At 66.5% G+C, this 17,448-nt stretch carries 13 protein-coding genes; 10 read left to right on the top strand and 3 right to left on the bottom strand.

From position 1 onward, the window contains the following. Positions 1-109 precede the first annotated feature (109 nt). Positions 110-1,630 (top strand): M20/M25/M40 family metallo-hydrolase, encoded by a 1,521-nt coding sequence (locus tag Q0316_RS06710; RefSeq protein ID WP_298670766.1) that lies wholly within the window; start codon positions 110-112, stop codon positions 1,628-1,630. Positions 1,631-1,641: 11 nt separating this feature from the next. Here the strand turns inward: Q0316_RS06710 and Q0316_RS06705 are convergent, their stop codons facing one another. Genes Q0316_RS06705 through Q0316_RS06695 form a run of 3 tightly spaced genes read right to left on the bottom strand, consistent with a single transcriptional unit; the run spans position 1,642 to position 7,060 of the window. Next, the gene (locus tag Q0316_RS06705) at positions 1,642-4,677 is read right to left on the bottom strand and encodes an efflux RND transporter permease subunit (RefSeq protein ID WP_298670765.1); all 3,036 of its coding nucleotides are present in this window, start codon (positions 4,675-4,677) and stop codon (positions 1,642-1,644) included. Then, entirely contained in the window at positions 4,674-5,705 is a 1,032-nt protein-coding gene (locus tag Q0316_RS06700) for an efflux RND transporter periplasmic adaptor subunit (RefSeq protein WP_298670764.1), read from the bottom strand. The genes Q0316_RS06705 and Q0316_RS06700 overlap by 4 nt, the downstream gene beginning before the upstream one ends. Beyond that, the gene (locus Q0316_RS06695; RefSeq protein ID WP_298670763.1) at positions 5,702-7,060 is read right to left on the bottom strand and encodes a TolC family protein; all 1,359 of its coding nucleotides are present in this window, start codon (positions 7,058-7,060) and stop codon (positions 5,702-5,704) included. Before Q0316_RS06695 ends, Q0316_RS06700 begins: the two co-directional genes overlap by 4 nt. A gap of 177 nt (positions 7,061-7,237) precedes the next feature. Here Q0316_RS06695 and Q0316_RS06690 point away from each other — a divergent pair, with 177 nt between their 5' ends. From Q0316_RS06690 to cas2, 9 genes are all read left to right on the top strand, one after another. Beyond that, positions 7,238-7,912: a response regulator transcription factor gene (locus Q0316_RS06690; RefSeq protein WP_298670903.1), complete on the top strand. Its 675-nt coding sequence runs from the start codon at positions 7,238-7,240 to the stop codon at positions 7,910-7,912. Beyond that, the gene (locus Q0316_RS06685; protein ID WP_298670762.1) at positions 7,905-9,254 is read left to right on the top strand and encodes a HAMP domain-containing sensor histidine kinase; all 1,350 of its coding nucleotides are present in this window, start codon (positions 7,905-7,907) and stop codon (positions 9,252-9,254) included. The genes Q0316_RS06690 and Q0316_RS06685 overlap by 8 nt, the downstream gene beginning before the upstream one ends. A 56-nt stretch (positions 9,255-9,310) precedes the next feature. After that, positions 9,311-11,641, top strand: coding sequence for a CRISPR-associated endonuclease Cas3'' (locus Q0316_RS06680; protein WP_298670761.1), 2,331 nt, complete (start codon positions 9,311-9,313; stop codon positions 11,639-11,641). A 79-nt stretch (positions 11,642-11,720) separates the two neighbouring features. Then, the gene (gene cas5c / locus Q0316_RS06675) at positions 11,721-12,392 is read left to right on the top strand and encodes a type I-C CRISPR-associated protein Cas5c (RefSeq protein ID WP_298670760.1); all 672 of its coding nucleotides are present in this window, start codon (positions 11,721-11,723) and stop codon (positions 12,390-12,392) included. Further along, a complete protein-coding gene (cas8c, locus tag Q0316_RS06670; RefSeq protein WP_298670759.1) occupies positions 12,389-14,203 on the top strand; it encodes a type I-C CRISPR-associated protein Cas8c/Csd1 in 1,815 nt (604 codons plus the stop codon). Before cas5c ends, cas8c begins: the two co-directional genes overlap by 4 nt. Beyond that, a complete protein-coding gene (cas7c, locus tag Q0316_RS06665; protein ID WP_298670758.1) occupies positions 14,200-15,120 on the top strand; it encodes a type I-C CRISPR-associated protein Cas7/Csd2 in 921 nt (306 codons plus the stop codon). Before cas8c ends, cas7c begins: the two co-directional genes overlap by 4 nt. A 273-nt stretch (positions 15,121-15,393) precedes the next feature. Then, complete coding sequence (gene cas4, locus Q0316_RS06660) at positions 15,394-16,059, top strand: CRISPR-associated protein Cas4 (RefSeq protein WP_298670757.1); 666 nt, start codon at positions 15,394-15,396, stop codon at positions 16,057-16,059. Next, complete coding sequence (gene cas1c / locus Q0316_RS06655; RefSeq protein ID WP_298670756.1) at positions 16,059-17,099, top strand: type I-C CRISPR-associated endonuclease Cas1c; 1,041 nt, start codon at positions 16,059-16,061, stop codon at positions 17,097-17,099. Before cas4 ends, cas1c begins: the two co-directional genes overlap by 1 nt. 3 nt (positions 17,100-17,102) lie before the next feature. After that, complete coding sequence (gene cas2 / locus Q0316_RS06650; protein WP_298670755.1) at positions 17,103-17,393, top strand: CRISPR-associated endonuclease Cas2; 291 nt, start codon at positions 17,103-17,105, stop codon at positions 17,391-17,393. The last annotated feature ends 55 nt before the right edge of the window (positions 17,394-17,448 follow it).

Here is a 17,448-nt window from a genome sequence, read left to right as displayed (position 1 = left end):
TTCACGCCCGTCAGTTTCCGCGAGAATCCCTCCGGTTGCGAAGCACGCAAGCTTGTTGCCGAACCGCGACATTTCCAATTAGGGTTCGGGCGGTTCAGATAATCGGGGGATGGCGATGCGGTTTGTGGCCTGGGGCGTGTTGATGGCGTCCACCATCGCGATGCCGGCATTTGCCGGGGTGCGCGATTACCGCGTTGCGAACGAGCACAGGATCCTGGGCGAATTCGTCGATCTGCTGGCGATCCCCAATGTCGCGGCGGACACGCCCAATATCCGGCGCAATGCCGAGGCGCTGATGGCGATGATGGAGAGGCGCGGCCTCGCGCCCCGGCTGCTGGAGGGCGGCGATCCCAAGGTGCCGCCGGTCGTCTATGGCGAATGGAAGGTGCCGGGCGCGAAGAAGACGATCGTGCTCTACGCCCATTATGACGGCCAGCCCACGGTGGCCGCGAAATGGGCCGCGTCGCCGCCGTGGCAGCCGACATTGCGCACCCACGCGATGGAAGCGGGCGGCACCATCCTGCCGATGCCCGTCGCGGGCGAGAAGATCGACCCGGAATGGCGGCTCTATGCGCGCTCCACCTCCGACGACAAGCTCGGCGTGATCGCGCTGCTCACCGCCGTGGATGCGCTGAAGGCGGAAAAGCGCCTGCCCGCGATGAACGTCAAGATCGTGTTCGAAGGCGAGGAGGAGGCCGGATCGCCGCACCTTGGCGATATCCTTTCGCGCAACAAGGCGCTGCTGGTGTCGGACGGCTGGGTGATCTTCGATGGCCCGGCGCATCAATCCGGGCGGCGCCAGGTGGTGTTCGGCGTGCGCGGGGTGACCGGGATGGACCTGACCGTCTATGGCGCGCGCCGCCCGCTGCACAGCGGCCATTACGGCAATTGGTCCCCCAATCCGGCGATGATGCTCTCGCGATTGCTCGCCTCGATGAAGGACGACAAGGGGCGCGTGCTGGTGAAGGGCTTTTACGATGACGATGCGCCGGTGGGCGCGGCGGAGCGCGCCGCGATCGCCGCCGCGCCGGATTCGGACAAGGCGGTGATGAGCGAACTGGGCATCGCCGCATCGGAAGGCGGCGACGGGCTGCTCGACAGCCTGATGCGCACCTCGCTCAATGTCGACGGGCTGATGAGCGCCGATGTGGGCGCCAATGCCCGCAACGTGATCCCAGCGACCGCCGCCGCGACGATCGACATGCGGCTGGCCAAGGGCGCGGACGACCGGAAGCAGGTGAACAAGGTGATCGCGCATATCGCCGCCCAAGGCTTTCACGTGACCGAGGCGGAGCCGACCGAGGCGGAGCGCGCGCGCTATCCCGCGATCGTTCGCGTCAATCGCCGCGAGGGCGGCTATAACGCGGTGCGCACGCCGATGGACGCGCCGATCGGGCGAGCGATCGTTTCGGCGCTCGGCGCGCTGGATGGTCAACCGGCGGTGGCGCTGCCGACATCGGGGGGCAGCCTGCCGCTGTTCATGATCGAGCAGAATTTCGGCGTTCCGCTGATTTCGGTCGGATCGGCCAATTACGACAACAACCAGCACGCCGAGGACGAGAATGTCCGCATCCAGAATCTGTGGAACGCGATCGAGACCGCGGCGGCGATCATGACGATGAAGATGTAGGGCGCCCGGCTTCAACCGGCGTCGGTCGTTCTTCTCCGGGCCGCGCCGATCAGCACCGGCATCGCCAGCAGCACCAGCGGATATTGCAGCAACAGGCCGGCGATGATCGCGATCGCCAGCGGTTGCTGGATGCCCGCACCTCGCCCGATCGACAGCGCCAGCGGCAGGAGCGTCAGGATCGCGGCCAGCGTCGTCATCGTGATCGGGCGCAGGCGATTGCGGCTCGCCTCGCGCGCGGCGGCGCGATGCGGCATGTGGCGCGCCAGTTCCTCATATTCGCTGACGTAGAAGATCGCCATTTCGGTGCCGATGCCGATAATCATCGTCATCCCCATCAGCGCGGTGATGTTGAGATCAACGCCGGTCAGCCACAAAGCGGTGAACACCGCGGTGGTCGACAGCAGCGAACAGGCGATGATGATGAGCGGGGTGGCGAACCGGCGATAGAGCACCAGCAACAGGATGAACTCCGCGATCAGCGCGGCGAAGAACACCCGCGTCAGCCCGGCGAAGGCGATCTGCTGCTGCTGATATAGCCCGCCCAGTTCATAGCGGACGCCCGGCGCGAGCAGCCCCGGTTGGGCCAGCGCGCCGGTGATATCCGCGATCGTCGCGCCCAGCCCGCGCCCCTCGATCCGCCCGGTCACCGCGACCATCGGCTCCAGATTCTCGCGCGCGATCTGCGGCTGGCCGGTGACGAGCCGGAGATCGGCGACCCGCGACAGCGCGAAGACATGCCCGTCGCCCGCGCGGATCGGCAGGTACGCCAACCCCTCGCGGGTGATCGACAAGGCCTCGGGCAGCCGGACGCGGACGTTGATCGTCTTGGTCGGCTGGGGGAGGGTGGTGGCGACCGTGCCGTTGAGCGCGGCGTCGATCGCGTTCTGCACCTCGGCGGGCGTTACACCTTCGAACGCGGCGCGGATCGGGTCGATGCGCACGTCGATCGCATCGCCTGCCAGTCGCACGCCGTCCTTCACCTCGATCACGCCGGAAACCTTGCCGATCGCGGCGGCGACCTTGCGCGCCTCGCCGGTCAGGATCGCGGGATCGGATGCGAACAGCTTGATCTCGATCGGCTGCGGCACCGCCGTCAGATCGCCGATCAGATCCTCCATGAGTTGCGCGACCTCTAGCTGCACGCCGGGCACCTGCGCGGCGATCTGCGCGGCGATGGCGGCGGCGACCTCCTCGGTGGCGCGGGCATGATCGGGCTTCAGGCGGACGAAATAGTCGCCGTGATAGCTCTGCCCGAGATCGCCGCCCAGCCCGGTGCCGAGCCGGCGCGAGAAGGTCAGCACGTCGGCATCGGCGCGCAGCAGCGCATCGACCTGCGCCATCCGCCGTTCGGTTTCGTCGAGCGAGGTGCCGGGGGGCGTGTAATAATCCATGACGAACCCGCCCTCGTCGACTTTGGGCATGAAGCCGGTCGGCACGTTCGCATAGCCGAGATAGCCGAGGATCAGCAGCGGCGCCCCGATCGCGGCGAGCAGCCAGGGCCGCGCGCGCAGGCGATCGAGCGCGGCATCGTGCCAGTGCGAGAGCCGCCCCGCGCCGGCAGCGGCGGGATCGCGCAGCTTGTCGAAATCGACCAGCCGCGCGGTGAGCGCGGGGACGACGAAGGCGGTCATCGCCCATGAAATCGCCAGCGCCGCCGCCATCGTCACCGACAGCGCCTTGGAGAACGCGCCCGTCACCCCGGTGAGGAAGGAGAGCGGCAGGAACACGATCAGCGTGGCGAGGCTCGATCCGGTCAGCGGCGTCATGAATTCGCGCGCGGCGGGCAGCACCGCGCCCTTGCCGCCGCCCGCCGTGCCGGCGCGGCGCACGATATGTTCGACCATCACGATCACGTCGTCGATCAGCAGCCCGACCGCGGCGGCGATCCCGCCCAGCGTCATGATGTTGAAGCTCATGCCGCAGATCGTGAGCACCAGCACGGTCGTCGCCAGCGTCGCCGGAACCACGATCGCGGCGACCAAGGTGATCCGCCAGCTTTTGAGGAACAGGAGCAGGACGAGCGCGGCGAGGGCGAGGCCGATCAGCACCGCGTCGCGCACGCTCGCGGCGGATGCGGTGACCAGCTCGCTCTGATCGTACCAGCAGACGAGCCGCGTGCCGGGCGGCAGCTTCGCATGGGCCAGCTTCTGCTCCACGGCGCGCGCGATCTGCACGGCATTGCCATCGGGCTGCTCGAAGATGTTGAGCAACACCGCCGGGCGCCCATCCTCGCTGACGCGCAGCCATTGCGGCATCACGCCCTGCTGGACGGTGGCGACATCGCGCACGCGCACCACCCCCGCCGGATCGGCCTTCACCACCACATCGCCGATCGCCGTCGCGCCGGGCAGGGTGCGATCCGCGATGACCAGCGACAGCCGCCCGCGATCCTGCACCCGGCCGACCGCGCTCAGCACGTTGCCGTTGGCGATCGCGGCGGAAAGGTCGCTTATCGCAAGGCCGTGCGCGGCGAGGCGCGCGGGATCCGCCAGCACTTCGATTTCCGCCGTCTCCCCGCCCTGCACGTCGACGCGCGCGAGGCCGGGGATGCCGCTCAGCAACGGCACGATCTGATAGCGCGCGAAATCCCTGAGCCGCGCCGGCGTCGTCCCATCCGATTCGAGCGCATAGGAAAGGATCGGGAAGACCGTCGGGTCCATCCGGCGGACGTTGTATGTCGTGCCCGGCGGAAGCGATCCGAGCGCGCGGGACATCGCCCCCTCGATCAGCAGGGTGCTTGCCACCATGTCGCGGCCCCAGCCGAAATCAACGGAGATCTGCGCCGATCCGCGCGTCGTTTCGGAGCGCACACTGCGCACGCCCTGCACCGCGCGCAGCGCCTGTTCGACCGGGGTGGTGACGATCAGCGCGGTCTGGTCCGCCGGGCGCGATCCGGCGTCGATATCGACCACCACGCGCGGGAAGGAAACCTGCGGAAACAGCCCGACCGGCAAGGAAAAAGCGGCGACGATGCCCGCGATCGCCAGCGCGATGGCGATCGTCAGGAAGGCGCGCGACTGTCGCTGGAGCAGCGTGGCATAGTTCATCGCGGTCGCGCGACCCGCACTGCGTCGCCGTCCGCGAGTTGATAGGCGCCATCGACGATCAGCGGCGCGCGCGGATCGAGACTGCCGCCGACGAGATCATTGTCGGGGCGCGCCACCTCGACCGTTACCGGCACCGCCTTCGCCTTGCCCGCGACGAGCTGGAACACATTGGCCTTGCCGTCGCTGTCGATCACCACCGCGCGGTGCGGGACGAGCCAGCCCTCTGCGCGCGAGGTTTCGATTTTCACCCGCGTCGCCTCGCCGGAAAGGATCGCGCCAGCGGGGTAGGCGATATCGACATCGACCAGCCGCGTGCGCGGATTGAGCATCGCATCGACGCGCTGGACATGGCCGCTGACCGCAGCGCCCCCATCGAGCCGCGCCAGCGATGCGGGCGCCCCGACGCGCAATTCGCTGCGGTGTGAAGGATCGACCCCCACCGTCACGATCAGCGATCCGGCGCGCGCCACCGTTGCCAGCGCCTGCCCCGGCTGGGTGCGATCGCCGGGGGCGACGGGAATGGTGCTGACCACCCCGGCGAAGGGCGCGCGCAGCGTGATGGTCGCCGCGCCGGCCCCTTCCTTCACCAGCGCGGCAAGCGCGACGCGGGCGTCGGCCAGCGCCTTTTCCGCCTGCACGAGCTGATCTCGCGTGGCGAGCTGCTGGGTGACGAGCTGCGCGGTGGTCGCGCGTTGCGATTCGGCGGCTTTCACGGCGGCTTGCGCTTGCGAGAAACTGCTTCGTGCGGAAGGCGCGACCACGAACACGATCACCGGCTGGCCCGCCGCGACCTGCGCGCCCGCGACGGCGGGGATCGCCACGACCTGTCCGGGTTGCTGGATGCTGAGCGTCGTCACGCCGTTCGCCGCAGGGGTTGCCTGCCCATAGCCTTCGATAACGCGCGGCAGGCTGTGCCGCTCAACCCGCATGGTGGAGACGAGCGTGGTCGATCGGCCCGCCTCGTCCGCCGGCGCTGATGCGCCGCACCCGCAGAGTGCCAGCGCCAGCAGCGGAATCGCGCGCCTCATCGCGCCGCGCCCTTCGTGCCGGGATCGGGCAGATCGCGCGGGTCGATCCCCGGCAGCCCGATGCCGAGCAACGCCTCGATCGCGATCTGCCTATCCAGCAAAGCCAGTTGTAGCGTGAACACTTCCTGTTCCTTGGCGAAACGATTGGTGACGAGATCGACATAGGCGCGCTCCTCAAGCGCGGATGCGCCGAAGGCGAGGCTGGCGCGCGCCGCCGCTGCGCGGGCGGCGGGGAGATCGCGCGTTACCGTGGCGAGTTGCGCGCGAAGCTGCTCCATCTCGGCCAGCAGCGCGCCGATTTCGCCAGTGGTGGCATCGAGCCGCGCGGCATATTCCGCGCGAAGCTGTTCGCGGGTGGCGCGGGCGATCGCGACATTGCCCTGATTGCGATCGAACAGCGGCACGCCGATCTGGAGCGTGGGGCCGGCGTTCACCACCTTGCTGTTGTCGCTCGATGCGCTGCCGCCCAGGATGAAATCGGGGAATTGCGCCAGGATCGCCGCGCGCAGCGCCTCATCCTGCGCGGCATAGCCGAAGCGGAGCGCGAGCAGATCCGGCCGGCGATCGGGGAGCGAGGGGAGGCTGGCGCGCGCCGCCGCGATATCGAGCGGGGCGATATCCGGGGTGGGGCTGAGCGGCACGATCACTTCGGGCGCGAGGCCGAGCAGCGCGTTGAGCCGGTGGCGATCCTGCAACTGCTGCTGATCGAGCGCCTGCAGATTGGCGCGCGCCTGCTGATAGCCGAGCGCGCTTGGCGCGGCGGTCATCAACGTCACATTGCCGGCGGCGAGCGCACGCTGTGTCGTATCGTAACGGTGGCGCAGCAGGGTTGCGGCCTCATCGAGCAACGCGCGCGATCGTTCGCGCTCGATGATGTCAGTCGCCAGTTGCCGCGCGCGCCCGGCGACCTGCCATTCCTGCCACAGCAGATCGGCGCGGACCTGGCCGGCGGCGTCGCGTGCGCCGCGCATTCTGGGCTTGTAGGTGAGCAGCGCCTTCAGATCCTGCGCCAGCCCGAAATTCCATGCGGGCGCCGTGCCGGCGCCGGACACGAGCGGAAGGAACGCGCCGGTGAGCGACGGATTGGGCAGCACGCCAGCCTGCACCAGTTGCGCTTCCGCCACGCCGCGCTTCGCGCGCGCCGCGACAAGATCGGGATCGCGCGCGATGGCGAGCGAGACGATATCGGCGACCGACAGCGGCCCGGCGGGAATGCCGGGCAGCGCGCGCATATCGCTGACCAACGCGGGGCGATCGGCGAGCGGGGCGGGCTGATAATGCGCGCATCCGGCAAGGAGCGAGGCGAACAACCCCGCGCGACCGATATGCCGCAGGCCGGGCCGGTCGCCCGTCATTTCGCTTCCCGCATTCGCAACCGCGCGACGATCATCGAGCCTCAATAGAGTGGGGCGGTGGGAAACGGACATTGTATTATCCCAATGTTGCGCGAAAGACCGTTTGCACCGTCGGCGATTCCGGGCACGTTTCATGTTCTGGTGATGACGGCAGAGAGTGAACTGACGGGGCAAGAAATGCGCGTGCTGCTCGCCGAGGATGATGCCGATACCGCCGCGCTGGTCGCGCATGGGCTGGGCGAGGCGGGCTATAGGGTCGAAACGATCGCGCGCGGCGATGCGGCGCTTGCCGCCGCCGCCGGGGCGTTCGATCTGGCGATCGTCGACCGGATGCTGCCGGGGCTGGACGGGCTGGAGGTGGTGCGGCGCTGGCGGGCGGACGGCGTCAAGACCCCGGTTATCATGCTCACCGCGCTGGGAAGCATCGGCGATCGCGTGGCGGGGCTGGGCGCGGGGGCGGATGATTATCTGGTCAAGCCGTTTGCGCTCGCCGAGCTTTCCGCGCGGGTCGGCGCGCTGCTGCGCCGCCCGCCGCTCGCCGATCCGCCGACGCGGTTCAGCGCGGGCGATGTGACGCTCGATCTGCTGCGGCGCGAGGTGCGGCGTGGCGGGCGCGAGGTGCGGTTGCAGCCGCGCGAATTCGGGATACTCGAACAATTGATGCGCAACGCCGGGCGGATCGTGACGCGGACGATGCTGCTTGAGGCGATCTGGGGATTTCATTTCGATCCGCAGACCAACATCGTCGAAAGCCATCTGAGCAGGATGCGCGGCAAGCTGAACGACGGGTTCGACAGCGATCCGATCGAGACGCTGCGCGGGATCGGCTACCGGATGCGCGGCGATGACTGACTGGCGCCGCAGCGCCGCATACCGGATCGCCTTCATCTATACCGGCGCGCTCGCGGTGGCGGTCGCGCTGCTTGGCGCGCTGGTGTATTTCGCGGCGGACCGCGCCTTTCGCGGGCAGCAGGATCTGGCGCTGGCCGAGGCGAAGGCGGCATTGGTGCAGGATTACCGCCGGCAGGGGCTGGCGGGGGTGGCGGAAACGATCCGGCACCGAGGCGCGACCAACGGCGTCGTCACCTTCGGTTACGCGCTGTTCGATGCGAACGGGCGGCGGCTGGCGGGGGATTTCGATCTGAAGCTGCCGCGATCTGGCTATTCCAATGTGAGGTTTCGCGATCCCGTCGAGGGGGTGGACAGCGCGCGCGTGCTGACGAGCGCGCTGGATCGCGATCACATCCTCGTCGTGGGGATAGATTCGCAGGCGCTGGAGCGGATCGACCGGGTGATCCTCTCGCTGTTCGCGGGGGCGTTCGTGCTGGTGCTGCTGATCGGCGCGGCAGGGGCCGTGCTGCTGGGCGGCTATCTCAGGCGGCGGCTCGAACGGATCAGCGGCGCCGCGCGGGCGATCATGGCGGGGGATATGCGCCGGCGCGTGCCCGTTTCCGCACGGGGCGACGAATTCGATCAGCTCGGGCGGGTGCTCAACCTGATGCTCGATCGGATCGCCGGGCTGCTCGATAACCTCAGGCAGGTCTCGGCGGACGTGGCGCACGATCTTCGTACGCCGCTCGCCCGGCTGCGCGGCGGGCTGGAGGCGGCGCTGGCGCAAGGCGATCAGGCCGCGCGGGAGGCGGCGATCGCCCAGGCGGTGCGGCAGAGCGACGCGCTGCTCGCGCTGTTTGGCGGGATATTGCGGATCGTCGATGTCGATACCGGCGACGTGCGCCAAGGCTTCGCGCCGGTCGACCTCAGCGAACTAGCGGAGGATCTGATCGACAGCTACGCCCCCGCCATCGCGGATGGCGGGCGCCATTTGCGGTGCGATATCGCGACCGGAATATGCGTGGCCGGCGATCGCGAGCTGATCGCGCAGGCATTGGCCAATCTGCTCGACAATGCGCAGGCACACACACCGCCGGGCACCATGATCCGGCTGACGCTGCGCGCGGATGGCGGATTCGCCCGGCTCGCGGTGGAGGATGATGGGCCGGGTGTGCCGGCGGACGATCGCGCACGGATCGTCGAACGCTTCGTGCGGCTGGATCGCAGCCGGTCCGCCGCCGGGCACGGCCTTGGCCTCAACCTCGTCGACGCGATCGCGCGGGCGCATGGCGGGGGGCTGGCGATCGAGGATGCCTTGCCGGGCCTGCGGGCGGTGCTGCGCTTCCCGTTGAACCCCGGCTGATACCCTTCACAGCAAACGCGACGTTCGGCTAGGCAGGCTCCGGGGGAGATCGCGGCATGGAGATATTCGCGCATTCGGTGGAGGGAAAAGCCGAGGAATATTGGGAGCCGCTTGCGCATCACCTCTCGGCGGTAGGCGGGGGAGCCGCCAAGTTCGCGGCGCCCTTCGGTTGTTCGACGATCGCGCTGGCGATGGGATTGCTTCACGACATCGGCAAAAGCGCGACCGCCTACCAGACATACATCCGCAGGCCGCGCGACTCCGGCGGCCCCAAAGGCCCCGATCACAGCACCGCGGGCGCAAAGGAAGCGATCGCCGCTTATGGCAATGGGATCGGGCGGATCATGGCGTTCGGCATCGCCGGGCATCACGCCGGCCTCGCCGACGGCGCGGGGCATGAATCCGGAAGTTTGCAGGGCCGCCTGGGCAAGACGATCGAGGATTATGGCGCGTGGCGCGATCATGTCGATGGGCTGCCGACGACGAAGGCGCTGACTCAAGGCTCCACGCCGCCGAAAGCGAATTGCATCGACGGCGCCTTTTCGGCGAGCTTCCTCGTCCGCATGTTGTTTTCGTGCCTGGTCGATGCGGATTTCCGTGAAACCGAGGCTTTCTACGCCCGTTCGCGCGACGAGCAGCCGCCGGAGCGGGGCGGGGCTCTGGAGCCACGGCACCGCGATATCGTGCGCGCGCATATGGCGCGGCACCGGCGCGACGATACGCCGGTCAACCGGCTGCGCTCGGCGATCCTCGACCATGCCAACGCCAAGGCGTCGCTGGAGCCGGGCCTGTTCACCCTCACCGTGCCGACCGGCGGTGGCAAGACGCTGACATCGCTGAGCTTCGCGATGGAACATGCGCTGGCGCACGATCTGCGCCGGATCATCTATGTGATACCGTTTACTTCGATCATCGAGCAGACTGCGCAGGTGTTTCGCGAGGAGGTGGGGCTTGGCGACGCGGTGCTTGAGCATCATTCCAGCTTCGATTGGGATCAGCGCGTGCCAGGCAGCGGGAATGACGACGAGGGGGAGGGCGCCTCGGGCCTCGCCAAGCTGCGCCGCGATGCGGAGAATTGGGATGCGCCGATCGTCGTCACCACGGCGGTGCAATTCTTCGAAAGCCTGTTCGCCGCGCGCACGAGCAAGGCGCGCAAGCTGCACAATCTGGCAAAGAGCGTCATCATCCTCGATGAAGCGCAATCCATCCCGGTCAAGCTGCTGCGCCCGTGCATGGCCGCGATCGACGAACTCGCCCGCAATTATGGCGCCACGGTGATCCTGTGCACCGCCACCCAGCCGGCGCTGCGCACGCAGGACGGCGCGTTGCCGAAAACAGGCGCGGGCAAGATCGAGGGGCTGCATATCCCCGAAGACCGCGAACTCGCGCCCGATCCGCAGGCGCTCTATCGGCAGCTCCGGCGCGTGAACGTGGAATGGCTGCGCGAGCCCGTGAGCGACGCCCGGATCGCCGCGCGCTTCGCCGAACAGCCGCAGATGCTGTGCATCGTCAACAGCCGCGCCCATGCCCGCGATCTGTTCGAGGCGATCCGCGATCAGCCCGGCGCGATCCATCTGACGACATTGATGTGCGCCCGCCATCGCCGCGCCGTTCTCGCCAGGGCGCGCGCGGATCTGGCACAGGGCCACCCGGTGCGGCTGATCGCGACCAGCCTGATCGAGGCCGGCGTGGATATCAGCTTCCCCGAGGTGTGGCGCGCGGCGGCGGGGATTTCCAGCATCGCGCAGGCCGCAGGGCGATGCAATCGCAATGGGGAATTGGCCGAACTCGGGCGCGCTGTGGTGTTCGAGCCGGAGGCGGTGGAGGGCCGCAAGCCCGTGCCGGACATGATCCAGCCCTTTTATCAGGCCGCGAAGAACGTGTTGCGCGGCGATGTGGAGGATGTGCTCGGCCTGGATGCGGTGCGGGAATATTATCGCTGGCTGTATTGGCAGCAGGGGCATGATGCGCTGGACAAGGCGACATTGCCCGATGGCGTGCCGTTCCCGATCGTCCCGGCGATCCGCAACAGCGCGCCCGGTTTGGGCTTCCCGTTCGCGCGGATCGCGGCGGCCTTCCGCATGATCGACGATGTGATGGACCCGGTGATCGTGCCATGGGACGATGAAGCGCGCGCCGCCATCGCCACGTTGCGCCACGTCGATCCGCCGCCGGCGGGCGTGCAGCGCAAATTGCAGCAATATATCGTGCCCATTCCCGCCAAGACGCGCGCCGCGATGCTGGGGAGCGGCGCGGTGCAGGCGATCCGGCAGGAAGTTTATGGCGATCGCTTCGTCGTGCTGGAAAGCCCCTCGCTTTACGATGACGCGCTGGGCCTAAGGCTGGACGATCCGACATGGCGATCGAGCGAGAGCAACCTGTTGTGAAATATCCGATCCGGATCAACAGGGTGGCTTGATTTCATGAGAACGCCTGTGGAACAAGTGCCGCAGGGGAGAATCATGGATGGGCGTTCGATTGCATGTCTGGGGGGAGCGTGCGTGCTTCACCCGGCCGGAGATGAAGGTGGAACGCGTCAGCTATGACGTGATTACGCCTTCCGCCGCGCGGGGCATACTCGAAGCGATCCACTGGAAGCCGGCGATCCGCTGGCATGTCGATCGCATCCATGTGCTGAAACCGATCCGTTTCCAGTCCATTCGCCGCAACGAGGTGGGCCTCAAGGCGAGCGCGGCCAACGCCCGCAGCGCGATGAACCGGGGCACCACGGAAGGATTGGGCATCGCCGTCGATGAAAACCGCCAGCAGCGCGCGGCACTGGTGCTGGTCGATGTCGCTTATGTGATCGAGGCGCATTTTTCGCTGACCGGCAGGGCCGGGCCGGAAGACAGCACCGCCAAGCATATCTCGATGTTCAATCGCCGGGCGGCGCAGGGGCAGTGTTTCCATCGCCCGTGTCTCGGCACGCGCGAGTTCGATGCGGAGTTCGCGCTGATCGGGGAGGGCGAGGCGCTGCCGCGGTGCGAACTGGCGGAGGACAAGCGCAAGGCCGATTTCGGCTGGATGCTGCACGACATAGATTTCGCCAACGGCAACGAATCGCGCTTCTTCCGGGCGAAGATGGAAGGTGGCGTGATCGAGGTGCCGCCGTTCGGATCGGACGAGGTGATGGGATGACCATCCTTCAGGCGCTCGACAGTTATTATCACCGGCTCGAAGGCGTGGCGGAGCCGGGTTGGAGTATAGAACCTATCGGGTTTGTGATCGTGCTGGCGCGTAATGGAGAGATCGTTGATGTTGAGAGATGGGTGGAGCTAACGGGTAAGAAATATAAACCAAAATCCGAATTGGTTCCAAAATGGTTCGGACGATCAGGTTCAGGGTCAACTCCATTTTTTCTGTGGGATAATACGGGATACGCACTCGGCGTTAGCAAAAAGGCGGGCGATAAGGTTGTTCGAGATCACGCCGCTTTTCGCGAAAATCATCTGGATATTCTGAAAGATACGGATGACGAGGGCCTGCTGGCTCTACGCAACTTCGTGGAGACATGGGCGTCCGATCAGTTCATGGAGCCGCGTTTCAATGCCGAATTTCTGGATCAAAATGTAGCGTTCCGGTTGGATTCGGAGCAACGCTTCATTCATCAGCGCCCGGTGGCCAAGGAAATAATCGCTCGCCTCGCATCCGAGGATACTGGGACCGAGGAAGCGTTTTGTCTTGTCACCGGGGATAGAGGGCCTGTTGTTCGCCTCCATCCCAAGATTAAGAACGTTGCCGGCACCGCTGCGGCGGAGGTGCCATTGGTTTCCTTCAACCTCGATGCCTTCACCTCGCTCGGCAAGGAGCAGGGGGCCAACGCGCCGACCAGCGAGGCGGCGGCCTTTCGTTACGGCACGGCGCTCAACCATCTCCTCACGCGTGACGGGCCGAACCGCATCCGCCGCCCGATCGGCGACGCGACCGTGGTGTTCTGGGCCGATGCCAGCGAGGCGAAGGCGGCGGAAGCGGCGGACGCCTGGATCGGCACGTTGCTGGGCGGCGATATCAGTGATGCTGCGGAAGCGGATAAGGTTCGCGCGGAGCTGGACGGGTTGGCGAAGGGGCGTCCGCTCGCCGAATTGCGGCCCGCGATCGAGCCGGGAACACGCTTCCATGTGCTCGGCCTGTCGCCGAACGCCGCGCGATTGTCGGTGCGCTATTGGCAGAGCGATGATCTCGATCAGTTCGCGCATCGCCTGGCCGATCATCATCATGATCTGAAGATTGATCCCGCCCCGCTTGGGTGGGGCGTGGCGCCTTCGGTCAACCGGCTGCTGGCGCGCACCACCGCGTTGCAGGAAAAGTTCGAGAATATTCCGCCGCTGCTGGCTGGCGAGGTGATGCGCGCGGTGCTGACCGGCGCGCCCTATCCGCAGAGCCTGCTGGCCGCCGCGATCATCCGGCTGCGCGCGGGCGACAATGCGGCCTCCGGCTGGCACGCGGCGGCGATCCGCGGCGTGCTGCAACGCGATCACAGACTATCGGGAAAAGGGAAGGGGGTGCCCATGAGCTTGAAGCGGGATCATGACAATGCGGGCTATCAGCTTGGGCGGCTGTTCGCCGTCTATGAACTGGCTCAGCGTTCCGCGCTTGGTCGGGTGAATGCCGGCATTCGCGACAAATATTTCGGTGCGGCCTCCGCGACCCCCGCCAGCGTGTTTCCGCTGATCGTCCGTGGCGGCCAGCCGCACCTTGCCAAGGTGCGTAAGGAGAAACCGGGCTGGGCGGCGCTGATCGAGCGCGAACTGGAGGAGATCAACGGGCGCTTCACACCCGGCGCGGATGCCTCCGCGATCTGGCCGCGCTCATTGCGGCTCAGGGATCAGGGGGAGTTCGCGATCGGCTATTACCACCAGCGCGCCACGAAACTGACCAGCGACAAGGGCGAAGAACTGAGCATGGGCGACATGCCCGACAGCCCGGACAATCAGGGGGACGAAGAATGAGCACCGCCGTTACCAACCGATACGAATTCGTCCTTTATTTCGATGTGACGAACGGCAACCCCAATGGCGATCCCGATGCGGGCAACATGCCGCGGCTCGATCCGGAGACCAATCAGGGGCTGGTTTCCGACGTGGCGCTGAAGCGCAAGGTGCGCAACTATGTCGCGCTGGCCTCCGACAATCGCATCTATATGACGGAAGGCTCGACGCTAAACCTGCTCCACAAGGAAGCGTGGGCGGCGGTGATGCCTGAGGTGACCAAGGCGGAGGATCTCAAGAAGCTCCCGAAGGACGAAGCCAAGGCCCGCGAATTGACGGCGTGGATGTGCGCCAATTTCTGGGACGTCCGCACTTTCGGCGCGGTGATGTCCACCGGCGTCAACGCGGGGCAGGTGCGCGGGCCGGTGCAGTTCAGCTTCGCGCGCTCGGTCGAGCCGATCCTGCCGCTCGAAATCTCGATCACCCGCATGGCCGCGACGACCGAGAAGGACGCGGAGGACAAGGGCGGTCGCACGATGGGGCGCAAGCATATCGTGCCTTATGGCCTCTATCGCGCACACGGCTATGTCTCCGCGCCGCTCGCCTCGCATCCGGCCAAGGGCACCGGCTTTTCGGAAGACGATCTCGAACTGCTCTGGCAGGCCCTGGGCAATATGTTCGATCATGATCGCTCCGCCGCGCGCGGCGAGATGGCGAGCCGCAAGCTCATCCTGTTTCGCCACCAGAGCGCGCTCGGCAATGCACAGGCGCAGAGCCTGTTCGATCGGGTCAAGACGCATCGCGTGCATCAGGGTTCCGCGCAGGAGATCGGCAGCCCCGCCACCGATAACTGGCCGCCGGCCCGCAAATGGGAGGATTACGCCGTCACGATCGACCGTGAGGGCGTGCCGGAAGGAATGGAGATCATCGAACGGTGAATAAGCGGGCTTCGTGTTGACGAAGCCCACCTATTTCCATCTGGGAACGAAGAAGGTTTCAATCCACGCCTTCGTGAAGAAGGCGACAAAAATCTCATAGCATTTGGCGCGATCAGGTTTTGGCAAAAACCTAGCTCATGGCGAAGTTATAACGGCTCCCATTCAATTTTGATTTGAAGGAACCCGACGGCAATTTTCAGTTTCCAACCACGTTTGCGCACGAGATTTCCCCTATCATCAAGGTTGGTATGTCTTGAACGTAGAAGGAAGACAATGATTCTTTCGCCTCCACTCGACCCTGCTGCCGAGGAGGCGCTGGTGCCGGTGTCGGCGTTGCAGCATTATCTGTTCTGCCCGCGCCAGTGCGCGCTCATCCATGTCGAGCGGATCTGGCAGGAGGACGGCGCCACCGCCGAAGGCCGTATCCTGCACGAGCGCGTCGACGGTGGCCGGCCGGACCGCAAGCGCGGTGTCCGCACGGTGCGCGGCATCGTGCTGCGGTCGCTCGTCTACGGGCTGGCGGGCAAGGCGGATGCCGTCGAATTTTCCGGAGACGCGCCCGCGCCCTATCCGGTCGAATACAAGCGCGGTCGGCCCAAGGCGCATCGCGCGGACGAAGTGCAATTATGCGCGCAGGCATTGTGCCTGGAGGAAATGTTCGGACAACCTGTGCCGGAAGGCGCGCTATATTATGCGCAGACGCGCAAGCGGGAAATCGTCGCGATCGACGCGGAGCTTCGGGCGCTCACCACGCGGATCGCCGCCGAGGTCCGGGCGATGATCGCCGGTAACGTCACGCCGCCGCCGCATATGATGCCGGCGTGCAAGCGATGCTCCATTGCCGATCAATGCCGCCCGAAGCGGCTTGAGAAGCCGCCCGCGGTGCAGCGCTGGCTGGCCGGGCAATTGGCCGACCGAACGGAGGGAACCGGGGACTGATGCGCCGCCACCTCAACACGATATATGTGACCAGCGAGGATGCCTGGCTCCGCAAGGACGGCGCCAACATCATCGTGGAAGTGGAGGGGACCGAACGAGGCCGCGCGCCACTTCACATGATTGGCGGCGTGGTGTGTTTTGCCAGGCCCGGCGCTTCGCCCGCGTTGATGGCGGCGTGCGCCGAGGCCGGTATCACGCTTTCGTTCCTCACCCCCAACGGCAAATTCCTGGCCCGTGTAGAGGGGCCACGGACCGGCAATGTCCTGCTGCGACGATCGCAATATCGGATAGCGGACGAGCCCGCGCGCGCCGTGCCGATCGTGCGGGGCATCGTCACCGCCAAGGCAGCGAACCAGCGCACCGTATTGCGCCGGGCGTTGCGCGATCATGGCGGGAAGATGGGCGAAGCGGATCGCGCAACGCTCGAAGCGGCGGAAACCCGCCTCGGCCATATCGCGCGCCGCGCGGCTTCGTCCGACGAGATCGCCATCCTGCGCGGGCATGAAGGCGATGCGGCGACGGCCTATTTCGGCGCGTTCGACGCGATGATCCAGGGGGATCGCACCGCATTCAGCTTTCGCGGGCGATCGCGCCGCCCGCCGCTCGATCGGGTCAATGCCTTGATTTCGTTCCTTTACGCGATGCTCGGCCATGATTGCCGATCGGCGCTGGAAAGCGTCGGCTTCGATCCGCAGGTTGGCTTTCTGCACACGGATCGACCGGGCCGGGCCAGTCTTGCGCTCGACCTGATGGAGGAATTGCGCCCGGTGCTCGCGGACCGGCTGGCGTTGACGCTCATCAATCGCGGGCAGATCAAGGCCAGCGATTTTGCGATCGACGAGGGCGGCGCGGTATCGCTGACGGAGGATGGCCGCAAGGCCGTGCTCATCGCCTGGCAGGAGCGCAAGAAGCGGGATCTGCGCCATCCTTTCCTTGGCGAGACGATGCCGATGGGGTTGGTGCCGCACATCCAGGCCCTGCTTCTTTCGCGCCATCTGCGCGGCGACCTTGATGGTTATCCGCCGTTCATCTGGAAATGACGGATGCTGATCCTCGTCACTTATGATGTGAATACGCAGGATGCCGCGGGGCGCCGCCGATTGCGCCGGGTTGCGAAAGCCTGTCTGGATCTGGGGCAGCGCGTCCAGAATTCGGTGTTCGAATGCGAAGTCGATCCCGCCCAATGGGCAAAGCTGCGCGCGCACCTGCTGGACGAGATCGACGAGAATCGAGACAGTCTGCGCTTTTATCGCCTGGGAGCGGACGGCAAGCGGCGGGTCGAACATGTCGGCGCCAAGCCCGCGCTGGATCTGGACGGACCACTCGTTTTCTGAAGCCCGCGAACCCCGAATGGTGCGCTTTCGTCGGGCCGGTTCGCGCTGGCGAAAA

The sequence above is a fragment of the uncultured Sphingomonas sp. genome (assembly GCF_937871615.1).
Classification (GTDB): Bacteria; Pseudomonadota; Alphaproteobacteria; order Sphingomonadales; family Sphingomonadaceae; genus Sphingomonas.
This window is presented reverse-complemented; position numbering and strand designations above follow the sequence as displayed.